A 20,789-nucleotide genomic window follows, 5' to 3' on the forward strand; every position below is an offset into this window, starting at 1 on the left:
AGACGAGCGGCGATGAACGCGAAATACATCTGGAAGAACGGCGAGCTGCTGCCGTGGGAGCGGGCGCAGGTCCACGTGATGAGCCACGCGCTGCACTACGGCACGAGCGTGTTCGAGGGCATCCGCGCCTACGAGATCGGCGACAAGGCGGCGATCCTCTGCGGTCGCGAACACTACGAGCGGCTGCTGTTCAGCTGCAAGGTGGCGCGCATTCCGTCGCCGCTCACGGTCGGGCAGTGGATGGAGGTGAGCGCCGAGACGCTGCGCGCGAACGGCCATCGCGCGGCCTATATCCGGCCGCTCGTCTATCGCGGCGCGGGCGATTCGCTCGGCCTCGACGCGCGCTCGCATCCGGCCGAGGCGCTGCTGGCCACCACCAGGTGGGGCGCCTATCTGGGCGAGGCCGCGCTGACGGGCGGGGTGGACGTGCAGGTCAGCAGCTGGCGGCGCCATGGCCCCGGCGCGGCCAGCACCATGGCCAAGATCGGCGGCCAGTACATCAACGGCCAGGCGATCGCGATGGAGGCGCGCGAGAACGGCCTGAGCGAGGGCATCGCGCTCGACGGGCACGGCTTCATCAGCGAGGGCAGCGGCGAGAACGTGTTTCTCGTGCATCGCAACGAGATCTTCACGCCGTCGGTGGGCAGCAGCATCCTGAGCGGCATCACGCGGCAGTGCGTGATGCGCATCGCGCGCGACCTCGGCTATACCGTCACCGAGACCAGCCTGCCGCGCGAGATGCTGTACCTGGCCGACGAGATCTTCTTCACCGGCACGGCCGTGGAGATCTGCCCGGTGCGCTCGATCGACCGCATGCCGGTGGGCAACGGCGCGCGCGGGCCGGTCACCAAGGCGATCCAGGACCGCTACTTCGGCATCGTGCGCGGCACCCACGCCGACAAGTGGAACTGGCTCACCACGGTGCCGGTGGCGGTGCCGTCGCGCGACGAGGTGCGGGCATGAGCGCGCATCTGGACGAATCCCCCTGGCTGATCGTGCATCCGGCGGCGAGCGGCCAGCCGGCGCGGTTGCGCCTGTTCTGCTTCCACTACGCCGGCGCCACGGCCTCGATCTTCCGCTCGTGGCGCGGCGGCCTGCCCGACTGGGTCGAGCTGGTGGCCGTGCAGCTGCCGGGGCGCGAGTACCGGCTCGGCGAGCCGCTGTTCGAGAGCGCGACGCCGATCGTCGAGGCGCTGGCCGAATGCGTGCCCGACTGGCTCGACCTGCCGTTCGTGTTCTTCGGCCACAGCATGGGCGCGCTGATCGCGTTCGACCTGGCCCGCGTGCTGCGCGCGCGCGGCCACGGCGAGCCGGCTCTGTTCGTCGCGTCGGGGCGCAACGCGCCGCGCTACCTGTGGCGCGACGCGGGCATCCAGGCGCTGCCCGACGACGTGTTCCTCGCCACCGTGCGCGACTACAACGGCACGCCCGAGGAACTGATCAACGAGCCGTCGATGCGTGATCTGTGGATGCCGCGGCTGCGCGCGGACCTGACCATCTCGGCGCTCTACCACTACACCGAGCAGACCCCGCTCGCGTGCCCGCTGCTGGTGCTGCGCGGCACCCACGACGGGCTCGTCAGCGACGAGGGCGTGGAGGGCTGGCGCGCTGAGACCACCGGCCCGATCCATTACGTGCGCTTTCCCGGCAACCATTTTTTCCTGCACAGCGAGGAGCCGGACGTGCTGGCCGAACTGCGCCGCGCGCTGGCGCAGGTGTCGGCGGACCGGCCCGTGCAGCACGGCCACGCGGCCGCCCGCCAACAGATCGAGGAGAACCGCAGATGAAGAACCGATCCACCCGTGCCGAGCGCCAGGTCCGCGCCCCCGGCACCGCACGCACCCGTGTCGCCATCCTCGGCTCGGGCAGCATCGGCATCGACCTGATGTTCAAGGTGAAGGCGTGCGAGCAGTTCGATCTCGCGTTCGTGGTCGGGCGCAACGCGGACAGCGACGGGCTGCGGCTCGCGCGCGAATGCCATGTGGCGACCTCGAGCGACGGGCTCGATTTCCTGCGCGCCAACGCCGACGCCTACGACCTCGTGTTCGACGCCACCTCCGCGGCCGCGCACACGCAGCACAACCGCTTCTTCGCCGAGGCCGGCAAGTTCGCGATCGACCTGACGCCGGCCAAGGTCGGCCGGCTCTGCGTGCCCTGCATCAACCTGCCCGACACGCACGCGGTGCAGAACGTCAACCTGATCACCTGCGGCGGCCAGGCGAGCCTGCCGCTCGCCTACGCGCTGCGCCAGGCCGTCGACGAGATCGACTACCTGGAAGTGGTCTCGGCGATCGCCTCGCGCAGCGCCGGCATGGCCACCCGCGAGAACATCAACGAATACCAGACCACCACCGAATACGCGCTGGCGAAGTTCAGCGGCGCGAAGCGCACCAAGGCGATCCTCAACATCAATCCGGCCGAACCCGGCATCCAGATGCAGACCACGCTGTACGCGCACGCGCGCTACCGCGACTTCGGCCGGGTGTGCTCGCGCATCGAGGCGATGGCCGAGCAGGTGCGCGAGTACGTGCCCGGTTATCAGTTGGTGGTGCGGCCGCTCGAAAGCCAGGGGCGCATCACCGTGAGCCTGACCGTGCGCGGGCGCGGCGACTACCTGCCCGAGTACGCGGGCAACCTCGACATCATCAACTGCGCGGCGCTCGCGGTAGCCACGCATCGGCATGCAACCCTTCGCTCAGGAGTCACGCAATGAACCTCATCAGTGATGCGACGCTGCGGGACGGCAATCACGCGATCCGCCATCAGTTGAGCAGCGCCCAGATCGCCGACTACGCGCGCGCCGCCAACGCGGCCGGCATCGACATCGTGGAAGTGGGCCACGGCAACGGCCTGGGCGGCTCGTCGTGCCTGCTCGGCCAGACGCCGATCGACGACCGCACCATGCTCGAGACCGCGCGCGCCGCGCTCACCACCAGCCGGCTCGGCGTGCATTTCATCCCGGGCCTCGGCAAGTCGGCCGACATCGAGCTGGCGATCGAGACCGGCGTGGACGTGGTGCGCGTGGCCACCCACTGCACCGAGGCCAACGTCTCGCGGCGCTTCATCGACCAGACGCGTCAGGCCGGCCGCACCGCGTTCGGCGTGCTGATGATGTCGCACATGGCGCCGGCCGAGGTGCTGCTCGCGCAGGCGCGGCTGATGCAGGGCTACGGCGCGCAGGCGGTGATCCTGATGGACAGCGCCGGCTATTCGACGCCGTCGCTGGTGCGCGAGAAGGTGCGGCTGCTGGTGGGCGAGCTGGAGGTGGCGGTGGGCTTCCACGCCCACAACAACCTCGGCCTCGCGGTGGCCAACAGCCTGGTCGCGCTGGAGGAGGGCGCCACCATCGTCGATGCCTGCGTGAAGGGCTTCGGCGCCGGCGCCGGCAACACGCAGCTCGAGACGCTGGTGGCCGCGATGGAGCGCGAGGGGCATGCGGCCAACACCAGCTTCGAGCGCGTGACGCTGCTCGCGCGCGAGTCCGACGCGTTCCTGAGCCCGAAGACGCCGCACATCCCGGCCGCCAACATCGCCAGCGGCCTCTACGGGCTCTTTTCCGGCTACGTGCCGCACATCCAGAAGGCCGCGCTCGAGTTCGGCGTGAACGAGTTCGAGCTGTACCGGCGGCTCGCGGAACGCAAGCTGGTGGCCGGGCAGGAAGACATCATCACCGAGGAGGCGAGCCGGCTCGCGCGCGCGCGCGACGCGCAGCAGGCCGCGCGGCGCCAGGAAACCGCGCGCGAGCTGTCCGCCTGAGCAGCGCGGCGCCGAGATTCGACAAGCGATCCACCCCAACCGGGAGAGAGACGACATGGCAGGGCTCAACGAACACGGCCACGGCACGTGGGACGGCATCGAGCGCGAGGTGCTGACGCCGCGCATCGAGCGGCAGGTGGTGAACGGCGACGCGCTGATGATGGCGAAGCTGTTCATGAAGAAAGGGGCGTTCGTCGCGACGCATTCGCATCCGAACGAGCAGTTCACGGTGATCCTGTCGGGCCGCCTGCTGTTTCGCTACGGCGAGCGGCTCGAACACGAGGCCGAGGTCGGCCCGGGCGGCATCCTGCACCTGCCCGCGAACCTGCCGCACAACGCGCTGTGCCTCGAGGATGCCGTCGATCTCGACATCTTCACGCCGCCGCGCTCGGACTGGCTCGAACCCGGCGGCAACCGCTATTTCGAACGCGAGCGGGCCGAGCCGGCGCGCGGCTGACGGCGGTGCCGCTTCCGTTACTTCAACCCGTTATCTGATCCTGATCCGATCGAGGAGGCATCGTGCCGCTCCAGGATGCGTTGTTACGGATGCTGATGTACGTCTCGCTGGTGCTCGTCGTGCCCGGCCCCACCAATACGCTGCTGCTGTCGTCGGGCCTGAAGGTCGGGCTGCGCGGGACCTGGCCGCTCGTGATCGCCGAGGCGCTCGGCTATCTGGCGGCGGTGTCGGTGTGGGGGCTGTTCCTCTGCACGTTCGCGGCGACGCGGCCGTGGCTGTACGACATCGTCAAGCTCGCCAGCTCGGCCTACATCTTCTACCTCGCCCTGAAGATGTGGACCCGCAGCCGCGTGCTGGCCGAGGTGGCCGACGTGAGGCCGATCAGCTTTCGCGACCAGTTCGTCGCCACGCTGATGAACCCGAAGGCGCTGCTGTTCGCGAGCACGCTGTTCCCGGTCGAGGCGTTCCGCTCGATCCACGTCTACCTGACCGCGTTCGCGCTGTTCCTGATCGTGCTCGCGCCGATCGGCGTCGGCTGGTCGTGCCTGGGCGGACTGATCACGTCGCGGCGTGCCTGGGCCGAGCGCACCTCGACGCTGTTGCGCGGCGCCTCGCTGGTGCTGCTGATGTTCTCCGGCACGCTGATGTACTCGGTGCTCAAGAGCTGAGCGGGCGCGGCGCCGCTTCCAACCAACCGACACGACGAGGAGACACGATGGCCAGCCCATGGAGCAACGCAAGAACCGACGGCGCGATACGCGCCGCACTCGAGGCGGCCGTGGCCGCGCCGGCGGCGGGACGCGCGCGGCCCGGCGCGGTCAGCGCGGTGGGGGCGGCGGACGCGGCCAAGGACGCTCAAGCCGCCCATGCCGAGAACGGCGCGGCCGCGCGGCCGGAGCCGGCCGGCACGGGGCGCGACGGGCGGGACGAGGCCGAGCTCGCGCGCCAGTTCCGGCACGCGATGCGCCGCCTCACCGCCGCGGTGTCGATCGTGGCGACGCGCGAGCACGGCGCGCGCTACGGCATGACGGCCACCGCGCTCAGCACGCTCAGCACCGAGCCGCCCGCGATCGTGGTCTGCATCAATCGCAACGCGAGCGTCTACCTGCCGCTCGCGCGCACGCGGCGCTTCTCGGTGAACCTGCTGCAGGCGCGCCAGGCCGACCTGATCGCGCCGTTCAGCGGCAAGCTCGAGCACGCGGCGCGCTTCGCGTTCGGCGCGTGGCGCGAGGCGCGCGGGCTGCCGGTGTTGAGCGGCGCGCAGGCCACGCTGCTGTGCCGGGTGGACGTGATGTACGGCTACGGCAGCCACGATCTCGTGATCGGGCGCGTCGAGGCGGTCACGGCCGCCGAATCGGTCGCGCCGCTGTTGTGGCAGAACGGCGGGCCGGCCGCCGCGAGCGGGCTCGGCGCATGAGCGCGGCGCGGCCGGACGCGTCCATGGCGCGCCGCTCGTGGGCCGGCGCATGCGCGGGTTGGCGCGCGGGTTCCGGTGCGCGGGCACGCGCGAAGGCATGCACGGACCCCGGGCGCCGCGCGAGGCAGCCGGTGCGCTCGAGCAGGCCCGCGCGGCAAGGCATGGCCGCCGCGCGGGCCGGGGCCGGGGCCGCGAGCCCGCCAGGCCGGCGCGCCCCGCCGCCGCGCGAGGCGGCCGCCGGCCCGACTCTTCTCCCGCGCGACGCCGGCAGGCGTCCGGCCGCCACGCGCGGGTCTTTCCCACTTTGCGAGGAAGCTTCGTCATGCAAAAGAAACGCATCAATTTCGGCGTGCTGATCCAGGGGCCGGGCGCGAACATGAACGCCTGGAAGCATCCGAGCGTGCCGCCCGACGCGAGCGTCAACTTCGATTTCTACGCCGAGCGCACGCGCACGGCCGAGGCGGCCGGCATCGCGTTCGCGTTCATCGCCGACGGCCTGTTCATCACCGAGAAATCGGCGCCGCACTTCCTGAACCGCTTCGAGCCGATCGCGCTGCTGTCCGCGCTCGCCGCGCTGACGACGAAGATCGGGCTGGTCGGCACGGTGTCGTCGCCCTATGCCGAGCCGTTCAACGTGGCGCGCCAGTTCGCCTCGCTCGACCTGATCAGCCGTGGCCGCGCGGGCTGGAACGTGGTGACGTCCTCGCTCGAGGGCACCGCGCGCAACTACGGCCGCGAGCATCCCGACCACGCGGCGCGCTACGAGATCGCCACCGAGCACATCGACGTGGTGCAGGGCCTGTGGGACAGCTGGGACGACGACGCGCTGGTGCGCGACCGCGCCACCGGCCGCTTCTTCGATCCGGCCGGGCTGCACCGGCTCGATCATCGCGGCCGCTACTACTCGGTGGACGGCCCGCTCAACATCCGCCGCTCGCCGCAGGGCCAGCCGGTGATCTTCCAGGCCGGCTCGTCGGGCGACGGCGTCGAGTTCGCCGGGCGCTACGCCGACGCGGTGTTCTCGAACGGCGGCACCTTCGACGACGCGCGCGCCTTCTACCGTCGCGTCAAGGACGCCGCCGCGCAGGCCGGGCGCGATCCGGAGCACGTGAAGGTGTTTCCCGGCATCGGGCCGATCGTCGGGGCGACCGACGCCGAGGCCGACGACCGCTATCGCCAGGTGCGCGACCTGCTCTCGCCGAAGGAGGCGCTCGCCTATCTCGGGCACTTCTTCCAGCAGCACGATTTCAGCGTCTATCCGCTCGACGGGCCGTTCCCCGAGATCGGCGAACTCGGCAACGACGGGTTCCGCTCGACCACCGACAACATCAAGCGGCTCGCGCGCGAGCGCAAGCTGACGCTGCGCGAGGTGGCCTATGAAGTGGCCACGCGGCGCTCGAACATCGGCACCTCGGAGGCGTTCATCGGCACGCCGGAGCGCGTGGCCGACGAGATGATCCGCTGGGTCGAGGAGGGCGCGGCCGACGGCTTCATGCTCGGGCTGCCGGTGGTGGGTTTCGGGCTCGACGACATGATCCGCCACGTGCTGCCGGTGCTGACCGCGCGCGGCTACTTCGATCCGGTGCTGCGCGGCGCGACGCTGCGCGACCACCTCGGGCTGCCGTACCGCGAGAGCCGCTACGCGGCGGCCGCACAGGTGGCGGCGATTTAGATACACTGGGCGGCGCGCGCGGCCGATCGCCGCCGCCCGGACCGGGTCCGCCACGGGCGGCCGTGCGATCGCAGGCTCGACAGCATCGGGCCGGCGCATCGTCCGGCCGCCCGCCGTTTGCCGTTGGCCGTCATCGTGAGCGGAACCCGCAACCATCCCCACCTGGCCATCGCCACGAGCGATGGTGAAGATACGGAGACACTCAATGAAAGTCGGATTCATCGGCATCGGCGTGATGGGGCAACCCATGGCGCTCAACCTCGCGCGCGCGGGCACCGCGCTGGTCGTCTGGAATCGCTCCCCGGAACGCTGCGCGCCGCTCGCCGAGGCCGGCGCGCAGGTCGCCGGATCGGTCGACGAGGTCTATCGCGACACGCGCACCGTGATCCTGATGATGGCGACCGACGAGGCGCTCGACGCCGTGCTCGGCCGCGGCACGCCCGATTTCGCGCGGCGCGTGGCGGACCACCTGATCGTCCACATGGGCACCGTGTCGGCCGAATATTCGCGCGGCCTCGACGCCGACATCCGCGCCGCCGGCGGCCGGTACGTGGAGGCGCCCGTGTCGGGCTCGCGCAAGCCGGCCGAGGCCGGCCAACTGGTGGCGATGCTGGCCGGCGAACCGGCCGACGTCGAGGCAGTGCGCCCGCTGCTCAAGCCGATGTGCCATGAATCCGTGGTCTGCGGGCCGGTGCCCACCGGGCTGCTGATGAAGCTGTCGGTCAACACGTTCCTGATCCCGATGGTGACCGCGGTGGCCGAGGCCTCGCATCTCGCGCGCTTCTACGGGCTCGACATGAAGCAGTTCCAGACCGTGCTCGACGCCGGGCCGATGGCGAGCGCCGTCTCGCGCGTGAAGATCGACAAGCTGGTGCGCGAGGATTTCGAGGTGCAGGCGTCGATCGCCGACGTGCTGAAGAACAACCGGCTCGCCGCCGAGGCCGCGCGCAACGCGAACCTCGCCTCGCCGCTACTCGACACCTGTTTCGAGCTCTACACCGAGACGCTGAGGCTCGGGCACGGCGGCGAGGACATGGCCGCCGTGGTGCGCGCGATCGAGGCACGCACGGACGCCCGGCGCGCCTGAGGCCCGATGCGGCGTGCGTCGCCGGCGGGGCGGCGAAGCGGCGAGGCAGCCGGGGTGACCGCGCCGCTTCGTCGGCGTGCCGCGTTGCGGCGGCGCGATCCCGGCGACTTGATTGATCCAACCGACGTGATCGGCTCGACCGGTCCAGCCGGTTTCATCGAGAAATCCGGCCTCGGCACGCCGTCGCGTCGGCCTCGTCCCAGGCGGCCCCGAGCGCGGCCATGTCCGCGTACACCAGCACCGGATCCGGGAACGGGTTCGGCTCGCCCGGCGCCACGATGCCCGCGAACGGCATGCCCAGTTCGCGCGCCGCGTCGAATTCCGTCCACGAATCGCCGATCGCCAGCACCTCGGCCGGCTGCCAGCCGCCGTGCCGCAGCACGTCGGCGAACGCGACCGGCTTGGTGGTCGGCGAGCCGGCGATGGTGCGGAAGTAGCGCGCGAAGTCGCGCCGCTGCGTGATGTGGCGCAGGTCGTCGTCGGTGGTGCCGGAGATCAGGTGCAGCGACAGCCGGCCCTGCATCCGTTCGAGGAACGCGCGCGCGCCGGGCAGCTCGGGGCAGGCGTCGATGCGCGGCATCAGCAGCTCGCTGTAGCGCCGCGCGAGCGTGGTCACCACCTCGGGATCGGGCTCGCGGCCGAAGATCGCGCTTTCGTAGTGGGCGAACTTCGCGACCCGGCCGACCCCGCCATGATGCGTCAGGTGCGCGAGCATTTTGGCGCGCTGCGCCGGCGTCAGCGGCCTGCCGTAGTCCTCGTAGCACTCGAGGAACAGGTTCACCTTCATCCAGACCGAGTCGAGAATCACGCCGTCGAAATCGAAGGCGATCGCGCGGATCGTGGTGAACGGGATCGGATGCGGCATCGTCGGGCTCCGGAGGCGGCAGTGGGGCGGGAAGGCGGCGCGCGGGCGGCGGCCCGCGCGGAAAGCGACGACTTTACCCGAACTTGCGCGGCGGCGAGGGCGCGGCGGCCCGCCGGGCGGGCATTGCGGGCGATGTCCGGCCGATTCACGCCAGGGGCTTCTCAGCTTTTTTGACATTGTATAAAATATACGCACATCGAATTCAGTCACCCGGAGCGCGGTTCGTCCCAGGCTGGTTTCGTGTGATGTTCAATCCGTCTCACCGAACTTTCAGGAACCTGTAATGACCACCAACGTTTTCGAAGGGACCATTCCGGCCCTCATGACCCCCTGCAAGCAGGACCGCACGCCCGACTTCGACGCCCTGGTCAGGAAGGGGCGCGAGCTGATCGAGCTCGGCATGCGCGCCGTGGTGTATTGCGGCTCGATGGGCGACTGGCCGCTGCTGACCGAGGCGCAGCGCCAGGAAGGCGTGGCGCGCCTGGTGGCCGCCGGCGTGCCGACCATCGTCGGCACGGGGGCCGTGAACACGAAGGAAGCCGTGTCGCACGCCGCTCACGCCGCGAAGGTGGGCGCGCACGGCCTGATGGTGATTCCGCGCGTGCTGTCGCGCGGCTCCTCGCCGGCCGCCCAGAAGGCCCACTTCTCGGCGATCCTCGCGGCCGCGCCGGCGCTGCCGGCGGTGATCTACAACAGCCCGTACTACGGCTTCGCCACGCGCGCCGACCTGTTCTTCGCGCTGCGCCAGCAGTTCCCGAATCTGGTCGGCTTCAAGGAGTTCGGCGGCGCGGCCGACATGCGCTACGCGGCCGAGCACATCACCTCGCAGGACGACAACGTGATCCTGATGGCCGGCGTCGACACCCAGGTGTTCCACGGTTTCGTCAATTGCGGCGCGACGGGCGCGATCACCGGCATCGGCAACGCGCTGCCGCGCGAGGTGCTGCAACTGGTGGCGCTCAGCAAGCGGGCGGCGGCCGGCGACGCGCTCGCGCGCCGTCAGGCGAAGGAGCTGGAAGCGGCGCTGAACGTGCTGTCGTCGTTCGACGAGGGCACCGACCTGGTGCTGTACTACAAGTACCTGATGGTGCTGAACGGCGACACCGAATACACGCTGCACTTCAACGAAACCGACGTGCTCGGCGACGCGCAACGCAACTACGCCGAGAAGCAGTACGCGCTGTTCCGCGAGTGGTATCGCTCGTGGTCGGCCGATCTCGAACGCGCCTGACGCGCGGGGCTGGCAGCGCGGCCGTCGCCCGGCGGGCGCGCGGGCTAAGGCCAGTGATGTGAAGTCGATGAAGTGAGGCGAGCGACGCGGCCCGAACGTCGGGCCGCCGTCGTGACCCGGTGGATCGGACGAGCGGGGCGGCGAAGCGTGCCCGCCCCGCCTTCGCTCCGCGTCGCCATGCCGGCGCCGCTCAGGCGCCGCGCCGTGATTCCAGAAAACGTTTCAGTTCGTCGCCGACGTGCTCGATATGCGCCTTCAGCAAGGCCGCGGCACGCTCGGCATCGCGCTGCCGGCAGAGCTCGACGAGCTCGGCATGTTCCCGTTCGGCGCGATCCGCGCTTTGCGCGGTCAGCGAGAGCTGCACGCGCGTGTGGCGATCGGTTTGCTGCAGCAGCGAATGGACGATGCTGGCCGTCCTCGGCTGGTTCGCGCGCGACAGCAGCAGCTGGTGCAGCTGCGTATTCAGCTCGCCCCAGCGCGCCGGCGCGTTGGCGTGCAGCTCGTCGCTGAACGCATCGAGCACCTGCTGGATCGCGGCGAAATCGTCGGCGACCAGGTGGGGCACCGACTTGCGCAGCAGCATCGGCTCGAGCAGCGCCCGCAGTTCGAACAGCTCGGTGATCTCGTCGATCGAGAACTCGGCGACGATCGCCCCCTTGTGCGGCAGGATCCGGACGAGGCCTTCGCTTTCGAGCTGGACCAGCGCCTCGCGCAACGGAATGCGGCTGATGCCGAACTCGGCGGCGAGCGCGTCCTGCTTGAGCTGCGTGCCTTCGGCGATATCCCCGGCGAGAATCCTGCGCCTCAGTTCGTCAGCCGCCGCCTCCGCTCGCGTCATATGACCCAGTCCGGGCCGCTTGTTTTGCATTGTCGATTAGTCGAAGGTCGATCACGATGCGGGCGCCCGGGCGGGTGCCTGCATATTTTCTACAATAGTAGCGCACGCGGCAGGCGGCCCGGGAGGCGGGGCAGGCGCCCCGCCTTTCCCCGAGGTCATTGTCCCGCCGTCATCACCTCGAGCTGCCGCACGATCTCGTCGCGCAGCGCCGGCGAGAGGTTCTGGTAGCCGAGCAGCTCGGAAATCCACAGCCCGTCGGCGGCGAGCCGGCAGATCATCAGCGTGGCCGCCTGTTCGAGCGGCAGCGGGTCGGGGCGCGACAGCTCGCGCATCGGCGCGGCCCAGCGCTCGCGCGCGTCGGGGTCGGTCATCATCGACGACACCAGCACGCGCAGCAGGTTCGTGCTGGCGGCCGGCGTGGCCTCGTTCATCGCCGCGTGCAGGTAGGCGCGCGCGTTCGCGCCGCCCGGATGCGGATCGGCGGCGATCGAGGTCTTCATCTGGGCTTCGAAGCGTTCGAGGGTCTGCGCGAACAGCGCATCGAACAGCGCCTGCTTGCTGCGGAAATGGTACTGGAGGCCACCCTTGCTGACGCCGGCGCGCTCGGCCACGGCGTCGAGCGTGATGGCCTGCACGCCGTGCTCGGTGGCGATGTCGGCGGCGGCCCGCAGCAATTCCGAGCGGACGTGGGCCGGCGCCTTCTTGCGGCGGCTGCCGCGCGTGTCGTCGGCGGGCGCGGCGGTATCGGCGGGGTGGGCGGAATCGGACGGAGGGGCGGTGCCGGCGGCAGTGGACGCGCCGGCACGCTCGGGCGCGGGATCCGGCGCGGACTGCTGGGGGGCGGGCGCGGCGTCCGCCGGGGCGGGCGGCGTGCCGGGCGCGGGAGGCCGGGTGTCGTTCATGCGCGCATCTTACCATCGACGTTTCTGCACGCAGAACAATCCGGCCGGATGGTATGATCCGGCCGATGAAAAATTCCGATCTTCCCCTCCCGTCCCTGCTCGACGCCGCGATCCTGCGCGGCCGCGATGCGCTCGCGCAGCGCCAGAGCGCTGACGGCAGCTGGTGCTTCGAGCTCGAATCCGACGCCACCATCACCGCCGAATACATCCTGATGATGCATTTCATGGGGAAGATCGACGAGGCGCGGCAGGCACGCATGGCGCGCTATCTGCGCGAGATCCAGCGGCTCGACACGCACGGCGCGTGGGACCTGTACGTGGACGGCGCGCCCGACGTGTCGTGCAGCGTGAAGGCCTACTTCGCGCTGAAGGCGGCCGGCGACAGCGAGGACGCGCCGCACATGGCGCGCGCGCGCGAGACGATCCTCTCGCTCGGCGGCGCGGCGAGGTCGAACGTGTTCACGCGGATCCTGCTCGCCACCTTCGGCCAGGTGCCGTGGCGGGCCACGCCGTTCATGCCGGTGGAGTTCGTGCTGTTCCCGAAGTGGGTGCCGATCTCGATGTACAAGATCGCCTACTGGGCGCGCACCACCATGGTGCCGCTGCTGGTGCTCTGTTCGCTGAAGGCGCGCGCGAAGAACCCGCACGACGTGTCGATCCGCGAGCTGTTCGTGACCGCGCCCGAGGCGGAGCGCCGCTACTTCGCGCGCGGTGGTTTCGTGCGCAACCTGTTCCTGACCATCGACCGCGTGCTGCGTCCCGTCGATGCGCTGATCCCGAAGGCGCTGCGCCGCCGGGCGATCCGCCATGCCGAGGCGTGGTGCGCCGAGCGCATGAACGGCGAGGACGGCATGGGCGGGATCTTCCCGCCGATCGTCTACAGCTACCAGATGATGGACGTGCTCGGTTATCCCGAGGACCACCCGCTGCGCCGCGACTGCGAGAACGCGCTCGAGAAGCTGCTGGTCGAGCGACCCGACGGCAGCGTCTATTGCCAGCCGTGCCTGTCGCCGGTGTGGGATACGGCGTGGTCCACGATGGCGCTCGAACAGGCGCGCGCGGTGCCCGACACGCGCGACGATCCTCAGGTCTCCGAAGCGGAGCTGCAGCGGCGCATCGCGGCATCCTACGAATGGCTCGCCGGCAAGCAGGTGACGCAGGTGCGCGGCGACTGGATCGAGAACGCGCCGGCCGGCACGCCGGCGGGCGGCTGGGCGTTCCAGTACGAGAATCCGTATTACCCCGACATCGACGACAGCGCCGTGGTGGCCGCGATGCTGCACCAGCGCGGCCGCCTGCTCGCGCGCACCACCGGCACCGATCCGTATGCGCAGGTGGTCGCGCGCGGGCTCGACTGGATGCGCGGGCTGCAATCGCGCAACGGCGGCTTCGGCGCGTTCGACGCCGATTGCGACCGCCTCTACCTGAACCTGATCCCGTTCGCCGATCACGGCGCGCTGCTCGACCCGCCCACCGAGGACGTGTCGGGGCGCGTGCTGCTCTGCTTCGGCGTGACCGGCCGCGACGAGGACAAGCCGGCGCTCGCGCGCGCGATCGAGTACGTGAAGGCTACCCAGCGCGCCGACGGCTGCTGGTGGGGCCGCTGGGGCACCAACTACATCTACGGCACCTGGAGCGTGCTGGCCGGCCTCGCGCTGGCCGGCGAGAGCGCCTCGCAGCCCTACATCGCGCGCGCGATCGCGTGGCTGCGCGCCTGCCAGAACGCCGACGGCGGCTGGGGCGAAACCAACGACAGCTACCTCGATCCGGCGCTGGCCGGCACCAATGGCGGCGAGAGCGCGTCGAACTTCACGGCCTGGGCGCTGCTCGCGCAGATGGCGTTCGGCGACTGGGAATCGGAATCGGTGCAGCGCGGCATTCGCTATCTGCTGTCGGTGCAGCAGGGCGACGGCTTCTGGTGGCACCGCTCGCACAACGCGCCGGGCTTCCCGCGCATCTATTACCTCAAATATCACGGCTACACGGCGTACTTCCCGCTGTGGGCGCTGGCGCGCTACCGGCGGCTCTCGCAGGCGGCGGTGACGCACGGCGTGACCGAAGGCGCGGCGCTGGCCGTGAACTGACGCGACGCGGCGGCCGGGCGTCGCCGCATCCGCATCCCCCGCCGTTCATGACGTGCGCCGGCCAGGTCGGCGCATCACGGTGACGGGCCCGCTGACGGCGGGCTTACCGTGCCTCACATTCCATGGACTCCGTCGAAATATTTACCCGGCGCATGCATCGCCACTGAAATATCTTCCGGTACGATAGGCGCTTGCGTGGAGGCAGGCGCACGATCCCGTGTCACGCCCGAGGCCTTCATGGATCGGACCTCCCGTCACGCTGCCATGTCCACCCCGACCGCGCTTATCGGCGTAGCGACCCTGTTCTGCCTGATGAGCGCCGCCGTTCTCGGCTCGCTGCTGCAGGCACGAATCCCGGGCGTGCGCCACTGGTGCGCGGCGGTGGGCCTGCTGGGCGCCGCCGCCGCGATGCTGCTGCTGCGCCGCTCGGACAGCGTGGTGGCCGGCGCGAGCGTGCTGCTGGTGTCGGCCTCGCTCGTCGCGCTGCACGGCTTCCGGCGGTTCTTCCATCTGCGTGCCTCGGTGAACCGGGAATACGGCGTGTTCGGCCTGCTGCTGGCCGGGCTCGTCTACTGGACCTGGCTGTCGCCCGACGTCGACGCACGCGGCGCGCTGGTGTCGGGCTTCCTCGCCTACGTCCGGCTCGCGATCGCCTGGCTCGCGCAACGGCACCGGCCGGCGGGCCGGCCCAGGTACAGCTACGATTTCGTGTCGGTGGTTGCCGCGCTCGGGGCGCTGGTCCATGCGGTCCGCTGTGCGGCCTACGGCTTCGGCTTCGTGCATGAAACGGCGTTCCTGATGCCGACGCCGCTCAACCTCGCGTTTCTCGTCATGGCCACGCTGACCTTGCCGTGCCTGTCGGTGGGCGTGGTGATGCTGGCCCACGACCGGCTGATGGAACGGATGGAGCGCCTCGCCACCGTCGACGACCTGACCGGCCTGCTCGGGCGGCGTGCCTTCATCGCGCGGGGCGAGGCGCTGCTCGAATCGGCGCGGGCCGCGCAATCGCAGCTGTCCATCGTGATTCTCGACATCGACGATTTCAAGCGCATCAACGACTGCCATGGGCATGCGGCCGGCGACCAGACGCTGGCGCACGTGGCCCTGACCATCGCGCGCGAGACGCGGCACGCCGACGTGCTGGGCCGGATCGGCGGCGAGGAGTTCGCGCTGCTGCTGCCGCGCACCGGCAGGGAGGAGGCCGAGCGCCTGACGAACCGGTTGCGCGCGATCGTCGCCGCCTCGGTGGCGAGCGCGCCGGCGGGGGACGTGACCTGCACGTTCAGCGCCGGCGTGGCGGAGATCGGGGCCGGCGATACGCTGGCCGAGGCGATGGCGAGGGCGGATACCGCGCTTTATGCTGCGAAGGCCAGCGGGCGGAACTGCGTGGTGCTCGCGGAGGTGCCGCCGGTCCGCCAGGATCCGCCGCTCGACGGCGGGATCTGGCAGCAGGTTTGAGGAGCGCGCGGGCGCGAGGAGAGGGTACGCATGACGGAAGATGTCGAGGCGCTGGTCGCCGAACTCGCGCGGCGCGGCGTGGCGGTGCCGGCGGGCAACGTCCGGATCGGCGGCTTCGGGGATTCGGAGGCGCTGTCCGAATCCCTGATCGCGTGCGTGCTGACCGGCGTGAAGCGCGGCACCTGCAGCCTCGCCTGGTCGTGGGAGGCCGATGGCGAGCCGCTGCCAAGGGCCGGGGACATCGAGATCGTGCTCGACTGGCATGGCCGGCCGGCGGCGGTGCTGCGCACCCTCGACGTGCGGATCGTGCCGTTCGATCAAGTCACCGCTGAGTTCGCGGCCAGCGAAGGCGAGGCAGACCTGTCGCTCGCGCACTGGCAAACCGAGCACTGGCGCTTCTTCACCGACGAGTGCGCGCGCATCGGCCGGGTGGCGGACGGGACGATGCCGCTCGTCTGCGAGACCTTCGCGCTGCTTCATGCGCTGGCGCGCCCGCCGCGGTGTGAATGACGCGGGGCGCCATGCATGGCGCGCGCCGTCTCAATGCGCCGGGGCTTTCACCGCCGTTCCGGCTTCGCCTTTCGTCCCCGATCCCGCCTCGTCGGCCAGCGGCGCCGTGCAGCGTCGATACGCCGGCCCGGTGTGCGTGAACGTCACCGCCACGCAATTCGCCGGCGCGCCGGCGCGGTCCACGCCGTGCCCCGTCACGCGGATCGCGCCGTCGCTCTGCCACGCGAGCGCCGGCGCGGGTTCGCCGCCGAATTTCACGTCTCCCACGCTCACTTCGCCGTCGCCGTGCAGCGTGCCGCTCCACGACAGCAGCTGGCGCGCCGCGCCGTAGTCGCCCGACATCGAATCGACGTCGAACGCGAACGCCTTCGCGCGTTCGACCTGCGAGAACGTCTGCTCCTGCCAGAACAGCGTCCAGCCGCCGTTCCTGCCGCGCCGCACGACGGTAGCGGGCGGCCACGCGACGCTGCCGATCGTCACCGTCTTCGCGAGCTGGCACGACACGAGGCGCGGCTTGGGCGCGCGGCGGTTCTCCACGCGCAGCACCGTGTCCATGTCGGCGATCGCCGCGCACGGCCAGCCCTCGATGGTCTGGTCGAACGCGAGCCGCGCGCCGTAGGTGTCGTCGGCGCCGCCGGCCACGCGATGGATCGCGCGGATCGACAGCTTGCCGAGCGCGACCGGGCGATCGGCCTCGACGGCGGCCGGCTGCGTGGCGTCGCCGTGATCGTCGGGCGCGAGCATGGCGACGCGGCTGCCGGCCGGGAACGTCGCGCCGCCCAGCTCCACGGGCGTGTCGGTGGTGCGCATCGCGGTGGTGGGGGAGGACGGCGTGAATTCGCGCGGCTCGGTCATCGCGAACCAGCCGTAAGTGATGGCGAGCCAGAGGAACGGCGCGGCCAGGAACAGGCCGCTCGCGGCGTAGCGCGCGTGCGGCCGTACCCGCCGCAACATCGTGAACAGGAACAGCGTCAGCAGCAGCCAGCCGCCGGCGAGCGCGTAGATGGCGATCCGGCCGGAGCCGCCGAGTTCGCCGAAGCCGCCGAGCATGTCGCTGTCGGCGCGGCAGACCATCGGTATCGCGCTGCCGGCGAGCGCGACGGCGAGTGCGGGGGCGGCCCGCTTCGCGCGCGGGCCGCATGGCCGGCGCGTGATGGCCGGCACCGGGTTCGTCGGGTTCGGAGTGAAGCGGCGGGAGGCGGCGGACAGCTTGGAGCGGGGCGTCGATATCGTATCGATCGTGGTCATCGATGTTCCGGAATGGCCTGGTACGCCCTCACGATACACGAGCCCCGCGCGCCGTTGTTCGATGCGCGCCGGGTTGGCGCGCGGGTGTTCATAACGTTATCGCGCGGGCCGCGCGGCGCGGCGCGTTTTTTGTTCGGCGATTGCGGCTGGCCGCCGTGAGCGGATCCGTTTCAGTGAAAAACCCGCCGGGGCGACGCTGAAACCATCACTTCGTGATGGATCAGGCCGCGAGCCACGCGAGCAGCGCGGCATTGACGGCCTCGGGGCATTCGAGCGTCGCGTTGTGGCCGCACTCGGGCACGATCACGAGCGTGGCGCCGGCAATCGCATCGGCCATCTCGCGCGCGTGATCGGGCGGCGTGAGCGGGTCGCTGTCGCCGGTCAGCACGAGCGTGGGGACGGCGACCGCCGCGAGGCCGGCGCGCGAATCGACGCGGCCGATCACGGCCTCGCTCTGGCGCGCGAAGCCGTCGCGGCCGATCGCGGCGGCCATGCGCCGCTTGATGGCGGCCAGCGCCGGATCGCGGCGGCGTGACGGATGCGCGGAGGTCATCGACACGTTCGCGAGCACCGTGTCGAAATCGCCGTGGCAGGCGGCATCGACCAGCGCGCGGCGCATCTCGACGTGGATCGGCAGATCCGGGCGCGCCGAGGTGCTGAGGAGCGCGAGCCGCGTCACGCGCGCGGGCGCCTGGCGCAGGATCTCGTGCGCGATGTAGCCGCCCATCGAGTAGCCGGCGAGCGCGAAACGCGGCGGCGCGCTGGCAAGGATCGCCGCGGCCAGCTCCCGTATCGTCTCACCTTCGAGCGTCGAGGCGACCATGACCGGGCCGTGCGGCCACAGCGCGGGGATCTGCGGGGCGAAGACTTCGGCCGTGCAGAGCAGGCCGGGGATCAGGACGATCGGTGTCACGCGAAAACTCCGGGAGCGAAGAGGGCGGATGCGATTATCGCGCGGTGAGGGCGGGCGTGTGCGCGAGATGCCGTGGCCGGATCGATCGGAGCGCGGAGGTTGCGGGACGAGCGGTGCAACCGGAACCAGGCGATGGCCGCCGCGCTCGTCGCGAGGCGGCCGTGCCGCGTTCAGCCGCGCGCCGTGGTGCCCGTGGCGCCGCCCGCGTGCTCGATCCGGTGCGGCAGCCGCGTCGCGCCGAGGAACGTGAGCGCATAGAGCGCCGCCAGCATCGCGAAGCCCCAGGCGAACGCGCCGCCCTGGTTCGCGCCGGCTGCCGCCGGCACCGCCAGCCGCCACGCGACGAGCGTCGTGCAGAGCGTGGTCAGCACCGGGCCGCCCAGGCGCTGCACGATGTTCAGCGCGGTGGTGGCCATCGGCAGCGAGGCGCGCGGCACCGACGCATAGGCCGACGAAATGGTCGGCACGCCGATCGCGCTCTGTCCCATCCCGCGCAGGAACTGCGTGACGAGCAGCACGCCGAGGTCGAAGCCGTGCAGCGCGAGCCAGACCATCGGCAGCGTCGCGACGCAGGCGAGCAGCGAGCCCGCGGCCGAGACGCGACGCAGCCCGAAGCGCGCGGTCAGCGCGCCCATCGACGGGTAGGTGACGAGCATGCCGAGCCCGGTCGGGGCGAGCAGCCAGCCCATCTCGGCCGGCGTGCGGCCGATGTCCTCGATCAGGTAGAGCGGCACCAGCATCTGGCCGACGAACAGCGCGCCGTTCCAGACGAACTGGATGGCCGTGGCGAGCGCGAACACCGGCCGGCGGAACAGCGCGAGATCGAGCAGCGCGGCGTCGGCGCGGCGCCGCGCGCGATGCACGAACCACGCGAGCAGCACGGCGCCGGCCGCCGCGGCTGCGAGCCCCGCGGCCTGCCCGATGCGCTCGCAGCCGAACAGCAGCAGCACCAGTGCCGGCGAGAGCTGCGCGAAGCCGATCCAGTCGAGCCGGCGCCGCCCCGCCGCGGGCGGATCGGCCGGCAGCACGCGCAGCGCGAGCGCGAGGCCGAGCGCGCCGATCGGCAGGTTCATCAGGAACAGCCAGCGCCACGACGCGTAGTCGACCAGCGCGCCGGCCAGCACCGGCCCGAGGATCGGCGCGAACAGCACCGGCACCGCCGAGTAGCCGACCACGCGCGCCATCTGGGCGCCGGCCGCGCGCGCGATGGTCATCTGCGCCATCGGCGCGAGCAGGCCGCCGCTGATGCCCTGCAGCACGCGGAACCCGATCAGCGAGCCGGCCGACCAGGCGAGCCCGCACAGCGCGGAGCTGAGCGTGAACGCCGCGAAGCAGAGCAGGTACACGCGCTTCGCGCCGATCCGGTCCACCAGCCAGCCGTTCAGCGGCAGCGCCAGCGTGAGGGCCAGCAGGTAGCCGCTCGTCACCCACTGGATCGTCGAGAGGCTGCAATGCAGCGCCGTGGCGAGGCTCGACAGCGAGACGTTGACGATCGTCGCGTCGAGCTGCGCGAGCAGCGAACCGAGCGTCGCGACGCCGGCGATCTTCCAGACCGAGCGGTCGAGCCGGCCAGGCGATGCCTTGGCGGCTTGGGCGGCGGCTTGGGTGGCGTCGGCCGGCGCCGACGTGAGAGGCGCGGGTGCATGGCCCGCGGCGCCCGCGTTGCCTTCATGGCCCGCGGCGCGCGCCGGGGCCGCCGCGTTTGCGCCGGCCCCGGAAAGGCCGCGGCCGTCGCGCGGACGGTCAGGCATTGCGCGTGTCGAGCAGCGCGATGATGTCGTCGGTGGTGCCGGTCTCGCCGAGGCGCGGGAAGATCCGCGCGATGCTGTTGGCGTGCGCGTCGGCGTGCAGGTCGGTCATCGCGTCGACGGCGAGCGTGACGTGGTAGCCGAGCTGGTAGGCGAGGCGCGCGGTCGATTCCACGCCGATGCTGGTGGCGATGCCGCACAGCACGACCTGCGTGACGCCGGCCGCCTTCAGCTTCGCGTCGAGACCGGTGTTGGTGAAGCCGCACCAGGTGCGCTTGGTGACGAGGATATCGTCCGCTTGCTGCTTCAGTTCCGGCAGCAGGTCGGCCCAGTCGGGCGGCAGCTCGCCGCCGCGGTGCGGCTGCTCGTTGCGGCCCGGCGCCATGCCGGCGACGTTGACGAGCACCACGGGCAGGCCGCGTTCGCGGAACGCATCGAGCAGCCGCACCGAGCGTTCGACGACGGCGGTGGGCTGGTGCGCGACGGGCAGCGCGACGATGCCTTTCTGCAGGTCGACGACGATCAGCGCGGTTTTCGGATCGAGGGTGGTGACGGTCATGAAAAGCTCCTTGGGCCGGGGGCCGCTGACGGGGAATGAGCCCG

Annotated in this window: 20 protein-coding genes; 13 read left to right on the forward strand and 7 right to left on the reverse strand. The window is 71.1% G+C overall.

Annotated elements, in window-relative coordinates:
* Positions 1-12: 12 nt before the first annotated feature.
* From bpln_RS19200 to bpln_RS19240, 9 genes are all read left to right on the forward strand, one after another.
* Positions 13-963 carry a branched-chain amino acid transaminase gene (locus tag bpln_RS19200; RefSeq protein WP_042627003.1) on the forward strand — a complete coding sequence of 317 codons (951 nt, stop codon included), beginning with the start codon at positions 13-15 and terminating at the stop codon, positions 961-963.
* Positions 960-1,787, forward strand: a complete 828-nt coding sequence (locus tag bpln_RS19205; RefSeq protein WP_055139697.1) for a thioesterase II family protein — start codon at positions 960-962, stop codon at positions 1,785-1,787. Before bpln_RS19200 ends, bpln_RS19205 begins: the two co-directional genes overlap by 4 nt.
* On the forward strand, positions 1,784-2,713 hold the full coding sequence (locus tag bpln_RS19210) for an acetaldehyde dehydrogenase (acetylating) (RefSeq protein ID WP_042627005.1): 930 nt from the start codon (positions 1,784-1,786) through the stop codon (positions 2,711-2,713). Before bpln_RS19205 ends, bpln_RS19210 begins: the two co-directional genes overlap by 4 nt.
* Positions 2,710-3,756 (forward strand): 4-hydroxy-2-oxovalerate aldolase, encoded by a 1,047-nt coding sequence (gene dmpG / locus bpln_RS19215; protein WP_042627006.1) that lies wholly within the window; start codon positions 2,710-2,712, stop codon positions 3,754-3,756. The genes bpln_RS19210 and dmpG overlap by 4 nt, the downstream gene beginning before the upstream one ends.
* 55 nt (positions 3,757-3,811) lie before the next feature.
* The gene (locus bpln_RS19220) at positions 3,812-4,213 is read left to right on the forward strand and encodes a cupin domain-containing protein (RefSeq protein WP_055139698.1); all 402 of its coding nucleotides are present in this window, start codon (positions 3,812-3,814) and stop codon (positions 4,211-4,213) included.
* A gap of 89 nt (positions 4,214-4,302) precedes the next feature.
* The gene (locus tag bpln_RS19225; RefSeq protein WP_404991060.1) at positions 4,303-4,881 is read left to right on the forward strand and encodes a LysE family translocator; all 579 of its coding nucleotides are present in this window, start codon (positions 4,303-4,305) and stop codon (positions 4,879-4,881) included.
* A 47-nt stretch (positions 4,882-4,928) separates the two neighbouring features.
* The gene (locus bpln_RS19230) at positions 4,929-5,630 is read left to right on the forward strand and encodes a flavin reductase family protein (RefSeq protein WP_055139699.1); all 702 of its coding nucleotides are present in this window, start codon (positions 4,929-4,931) and stop codon (positions 5,628-5,630) included.
* A 322-nt stretch (positions 5,631-5,952) separates the two neighbouring features.
* Positions 5,953-7,302: an LLM class flavin-dependent oxidoreductase gene (locus bpln_RS19235; protein ID WP_042627010.1), complete on the forward strand. Its 1,350-nt coding sequence runs from the start codon at positions 5,953-5,955 to the stop codon at positions 7,300-7,302.
* 154 nt (positions 7,303-7,456) lie between these two features.
* The gene (locus bpln_RS19240; RefSeq protein WP_420807393.1) at positions 7,457-8,389 is read left to right on the forward strand and encodes an NAD(P)-dependent oxidoreductase; all 933 of its coding nucleotides are present in this window, start codon (positions 7,457-7,459) and stop codon (positions 8,387-8,389) included.
* Between the two features lie 154 nt (positions 8,390-8,543).
* Here the strand turns inward: bpln_RS19240 and bpln_RS19245 are convergent, their stop codons facing one another.
* Complete coding sequence (locus tag bpln_RS19245; protein ID WP_055139701.1) at positions 8,544-9,254, reverse strand: HAD family hydrolase; 711 nt, start codon at positions 9,252-9,254, stop codon at positions 8,544-8,546.
* A 283-nt stretch (positions 9,255-9,537) separates the two neighbouring features.
* Between bpln_RS19245 and bpln_RS19250 the strand changes: the two genes are divergently transcribed.
* The gene (locus bpln_RS19250; RefSeq protein WP_042627013.1) at positions 9,538-10,485 is read left to right on the forward strand and encodes a dihydrodipicolinate synthase family protein; all 948 of its coding nucleotides are present in this window, start codon (positions 9,538-9,540) and stop codon (positions 10,483-10,485) included.
* A 190-nt stretch (positions 10,486-10,675) separates the two neighbouring features.
* On the opposite strand, the gene bpln_RS19255 is transcribed toward bpln_RS19250, so the two are convergent.
* Together bpln_RS19255 and bpln_RS19260 are read right to left on the reverse strand one after the other, a co-directional pair.
* On the reverse strand, positions 10,676-11,353 hold the full coding sequence (locus tag bpln_RS19255) for a GntR family transcriptional regulator (RefSeq protein WP_055139702.1): 678 nt from the start codon (positions 11,351-11,353) through the stop codon (positions 10,676-10,678).
* 125 nt (positions 11,354-11,478) lie between these two features.
* Positions 11,479-12,225: a TetR/AcrR family transcriptional regulator gene (locus bpln_RS19260; protein ID WP_055139703.1), complete on the reverse strand. Its 747-nt coding sequence runs from the start codon at positions 12,223-12,225 to the stop codon at positions 11,479-11,481.
* A 53-nt stretch (positions 12,226-12,278) separates the two neighbouring features.
* Between bpln_RS19260 and shc the strand changes: the two genes are divergently transcribed.
* The 3 genes from shc (at position 12,279) to bpln_RS19275 (ending at position 16,277) form a co-directional block, all read left to right on the forward strand.
* Positions 12,279-14,309: a squalene--hopene cyclase gene (gene shc, locus bpln_RS19265; protein ID WP_042627016.1), complete on the forward strand. Its 2,031-nt coding sequence runs from the start codon at positions 12,279-12,281 to the stop codon at positions 14,307-14,309.
* A 264-nt stretch (positions 14,310-14,573) separates the two neighbouring features.
* Positions 14,574-15,767: a GGDEF domain-containing protein gene (locus tag bpln_RS19270; RefSeq protein ID WP_175937982.1), complete on the forward strand. Its 1,194-nt coding sequence runs from the start codon at positions 14,574-14,576 to the stop codon at positions 15,765-15,767.
* 30 nt (positions 15,768-15,797) lie between these two features.
* Positions 15,798-16,277 (forward strand): ASCH domain-containing protein, encoded by a 480-nt coding sequence (locus bpln_RS19275; protein ID WP_052498382.1) that lies wholly within the window; start codon positions 15,798-15,800, stop codon positions 16,275-16,277.
* 30 nt (positions 16,278-16,307) lie between these two features.
* Here bpln_RS19275 and bpln_RS19280 read toward each other — a convergent pair whose 3' ends face one another.
* The 4 genes from bpln_RS19280 to bpln_RS19295 form a co-directional block, all read right to left on the reverse strand.
* Positions 16,308-17,525 carry a hypothetical protein gene (locus bpln_RS19280; RefSeq protein WP_244132076.1) on the reverse strand — a complete coding sequence of 406 codons (1,218 nt, stop codon included), beginning with the start codon at positions 17,523-17,525 and terminating at the stop codon, positions 16,308-16,310.
* A 220-nt stretch (positions 17,526-17,745) separates the two neighbouring features.
* The gene (locus tag bpln_RS19285; RefSeq protein ID WP_055139706.1) at positions 17,746-18,438 is read right to left on the reverse strand and encodes an alpha/beta fold hydrolase; all 693 of its coding nucleotides are present in this window, start codon (positions 18,436-18,438) and stop codon (positions 17,746-17,748) included.
* A 170-nt stretch (positions 18,439-18,608) separates the two neighbouring features.
* A complete protein-coding gene (locus bpln_RS19290; RefSeq protein ID WP_082465359.1) occupies positions 18,609-20,189 on the reverse strand; it encodes a DHA2 family efflux MFS transporter permease subunit in 1,581 nt (526 codons plus the stop codon).
* Positions 20,182-20,745 carry an isochorismatase family protein gene (locus tag bpln_RS19295; protein WP_042627020.1) on the reverse strand — a complete coding sequence of 188 codons (564 nt, stop codon included), beginning with the start codon at positions 20,743-20,745 and terminating at the stop codon, positions 20,182-20,184. The genes bpln_RS19290 and bpln_RS19295 overlap by 8 nt, the downstream gene beginning before the upstream one ends.
* Between the last annotated feature and the right edge of the window lie 44 nt (positions 20,746-20,789).

Source organism: Burkholderia plantarii, from assembly GCF_001411805.1.
GTDB classification, from domain to species: Bacteria; Pseudomonadota; Gammaproteobacteria; order Burkholderiales; family Burkholderiaceae; genus Burkholderia; species Burkholderia plantarii.

Coding starts and splice junctions, on each gene's coding strand:
- bpln_RS19220 (WP_055139698.1), top strand. CDS start 3,812: ATGGCAGGGCTCAACGAACACGGCCACGGCACGTGGGACGGCATCGAG.
- bpln_RS19295 (WP_042627020.1), bottom strand. CDS start 20,745: ATGACCGTCACCACCCTCGATCCGAAAACCGCGCTGATCGTCGTCGAC.
- bpln_RS19270 (WP_175937982.1), top strand. CDS start 14,574: ATGTCCACCCCGACCGCGCTTATCGGCGTAGCGACCCTGTTCTGCCTG.
- bpln_RS19205 (WP_055139697.1), top strand. CDS start 960: ATGAGCGCGCATCTGGACGAATCCCCCTGGCTGATCGTGCATCCGGCG.
- bpln_RS19245 (WP_055139701.1), bottom strand. CDS start 9,254: ATGCCGCATCCGATCCCGTTCACCACGATCCGCGCGATCGCCTTCGAT.
- bpln_RS19260 (WP_055139703.1), bottom strand. CDS start 12,225: ATGAACGACACCCGGCCTCCCGCGCCCGGCACGCCGCCCGCCCCGGCG.
- bpln_RS19250 (WP_042627013.1), top strand. CDS start 9,538: ATGACCACCAACGTTTTCGAAGGGACCATTCCGGCCCTCATGACCCCC.
- bpln_RS19230 (WP_055139699.1), top strand. CDS start 4,929: ATGGCCAGCCCATGGAGCAACGCAAGAACCGACGGCGCGATACGCGCC.
- bpln_RS19225 (WP_404991060.1), top strand. CDS start 4,303: ATGCTGATGTACGTCTCGCTGGTGCTCGTCGTGCCCGGCCCCACCAAT.
- bpln_RS19235 (WP_042627010.1), top strand. CDS start 5,953: ATGCAAAAGAAACGCATCAATTTCGGCGTGCTGATCCAGGGGCCGGGC.
- shc (WP_042627016.1), top strand. CDS start 12,279: ATGATCCGGCCGATGAAAAATTCCGATCTTCCCCTCCCGTCCCTGCTC.
- bpln_RS19275 (WP_052498382.1), top strand. CDS start 15,798: ATGACGGAAGATGTCGAGGCGCTGGTCGCCGAACTCGCGCGGCGCGGC.
- bpln_RS19210 (WP_042627005.1), top strand. CDS start 1,784: ATGAAGAACCGATCCACCCGTGCCGAGCGCCAGGTCCGCGCCCCCGGC.
- bpln_RS19255 (WP_055139702.1), bottom strand. CDS start 11,353: ATGCAAAACAAGCGGCCCGGACTGGGTCATATGACGCGAGCGGAGGCG.
- dmpG (WP_042627006.1), top strand. CDS start 2,710: ATGAACCTCATCAGTGATGCGACGCTGCGGGACGGCAATCACGCGATC.
- bpln_RS19280 (WP_244132076.1), bottom strand. CDS start 17,525: ATGACCACGATCGATACGATATCGACGCCCCGCTCCAAGCTGTCCGCC.
- bpln_RS19290 (WP_082465359.1), bottom strand. CDS start 20,189: ATGCCTGACCGTCCGCGCGACGGCCGCGGCCTTTCCGGGGCCGGCGCA.
- bpln_RS19200 (WP_042627003.1), top strand. CDS start 13: ATGAACGCGAAATACATCTGGAAGAACGGCGAGCTGCTGCCGTGGGAG.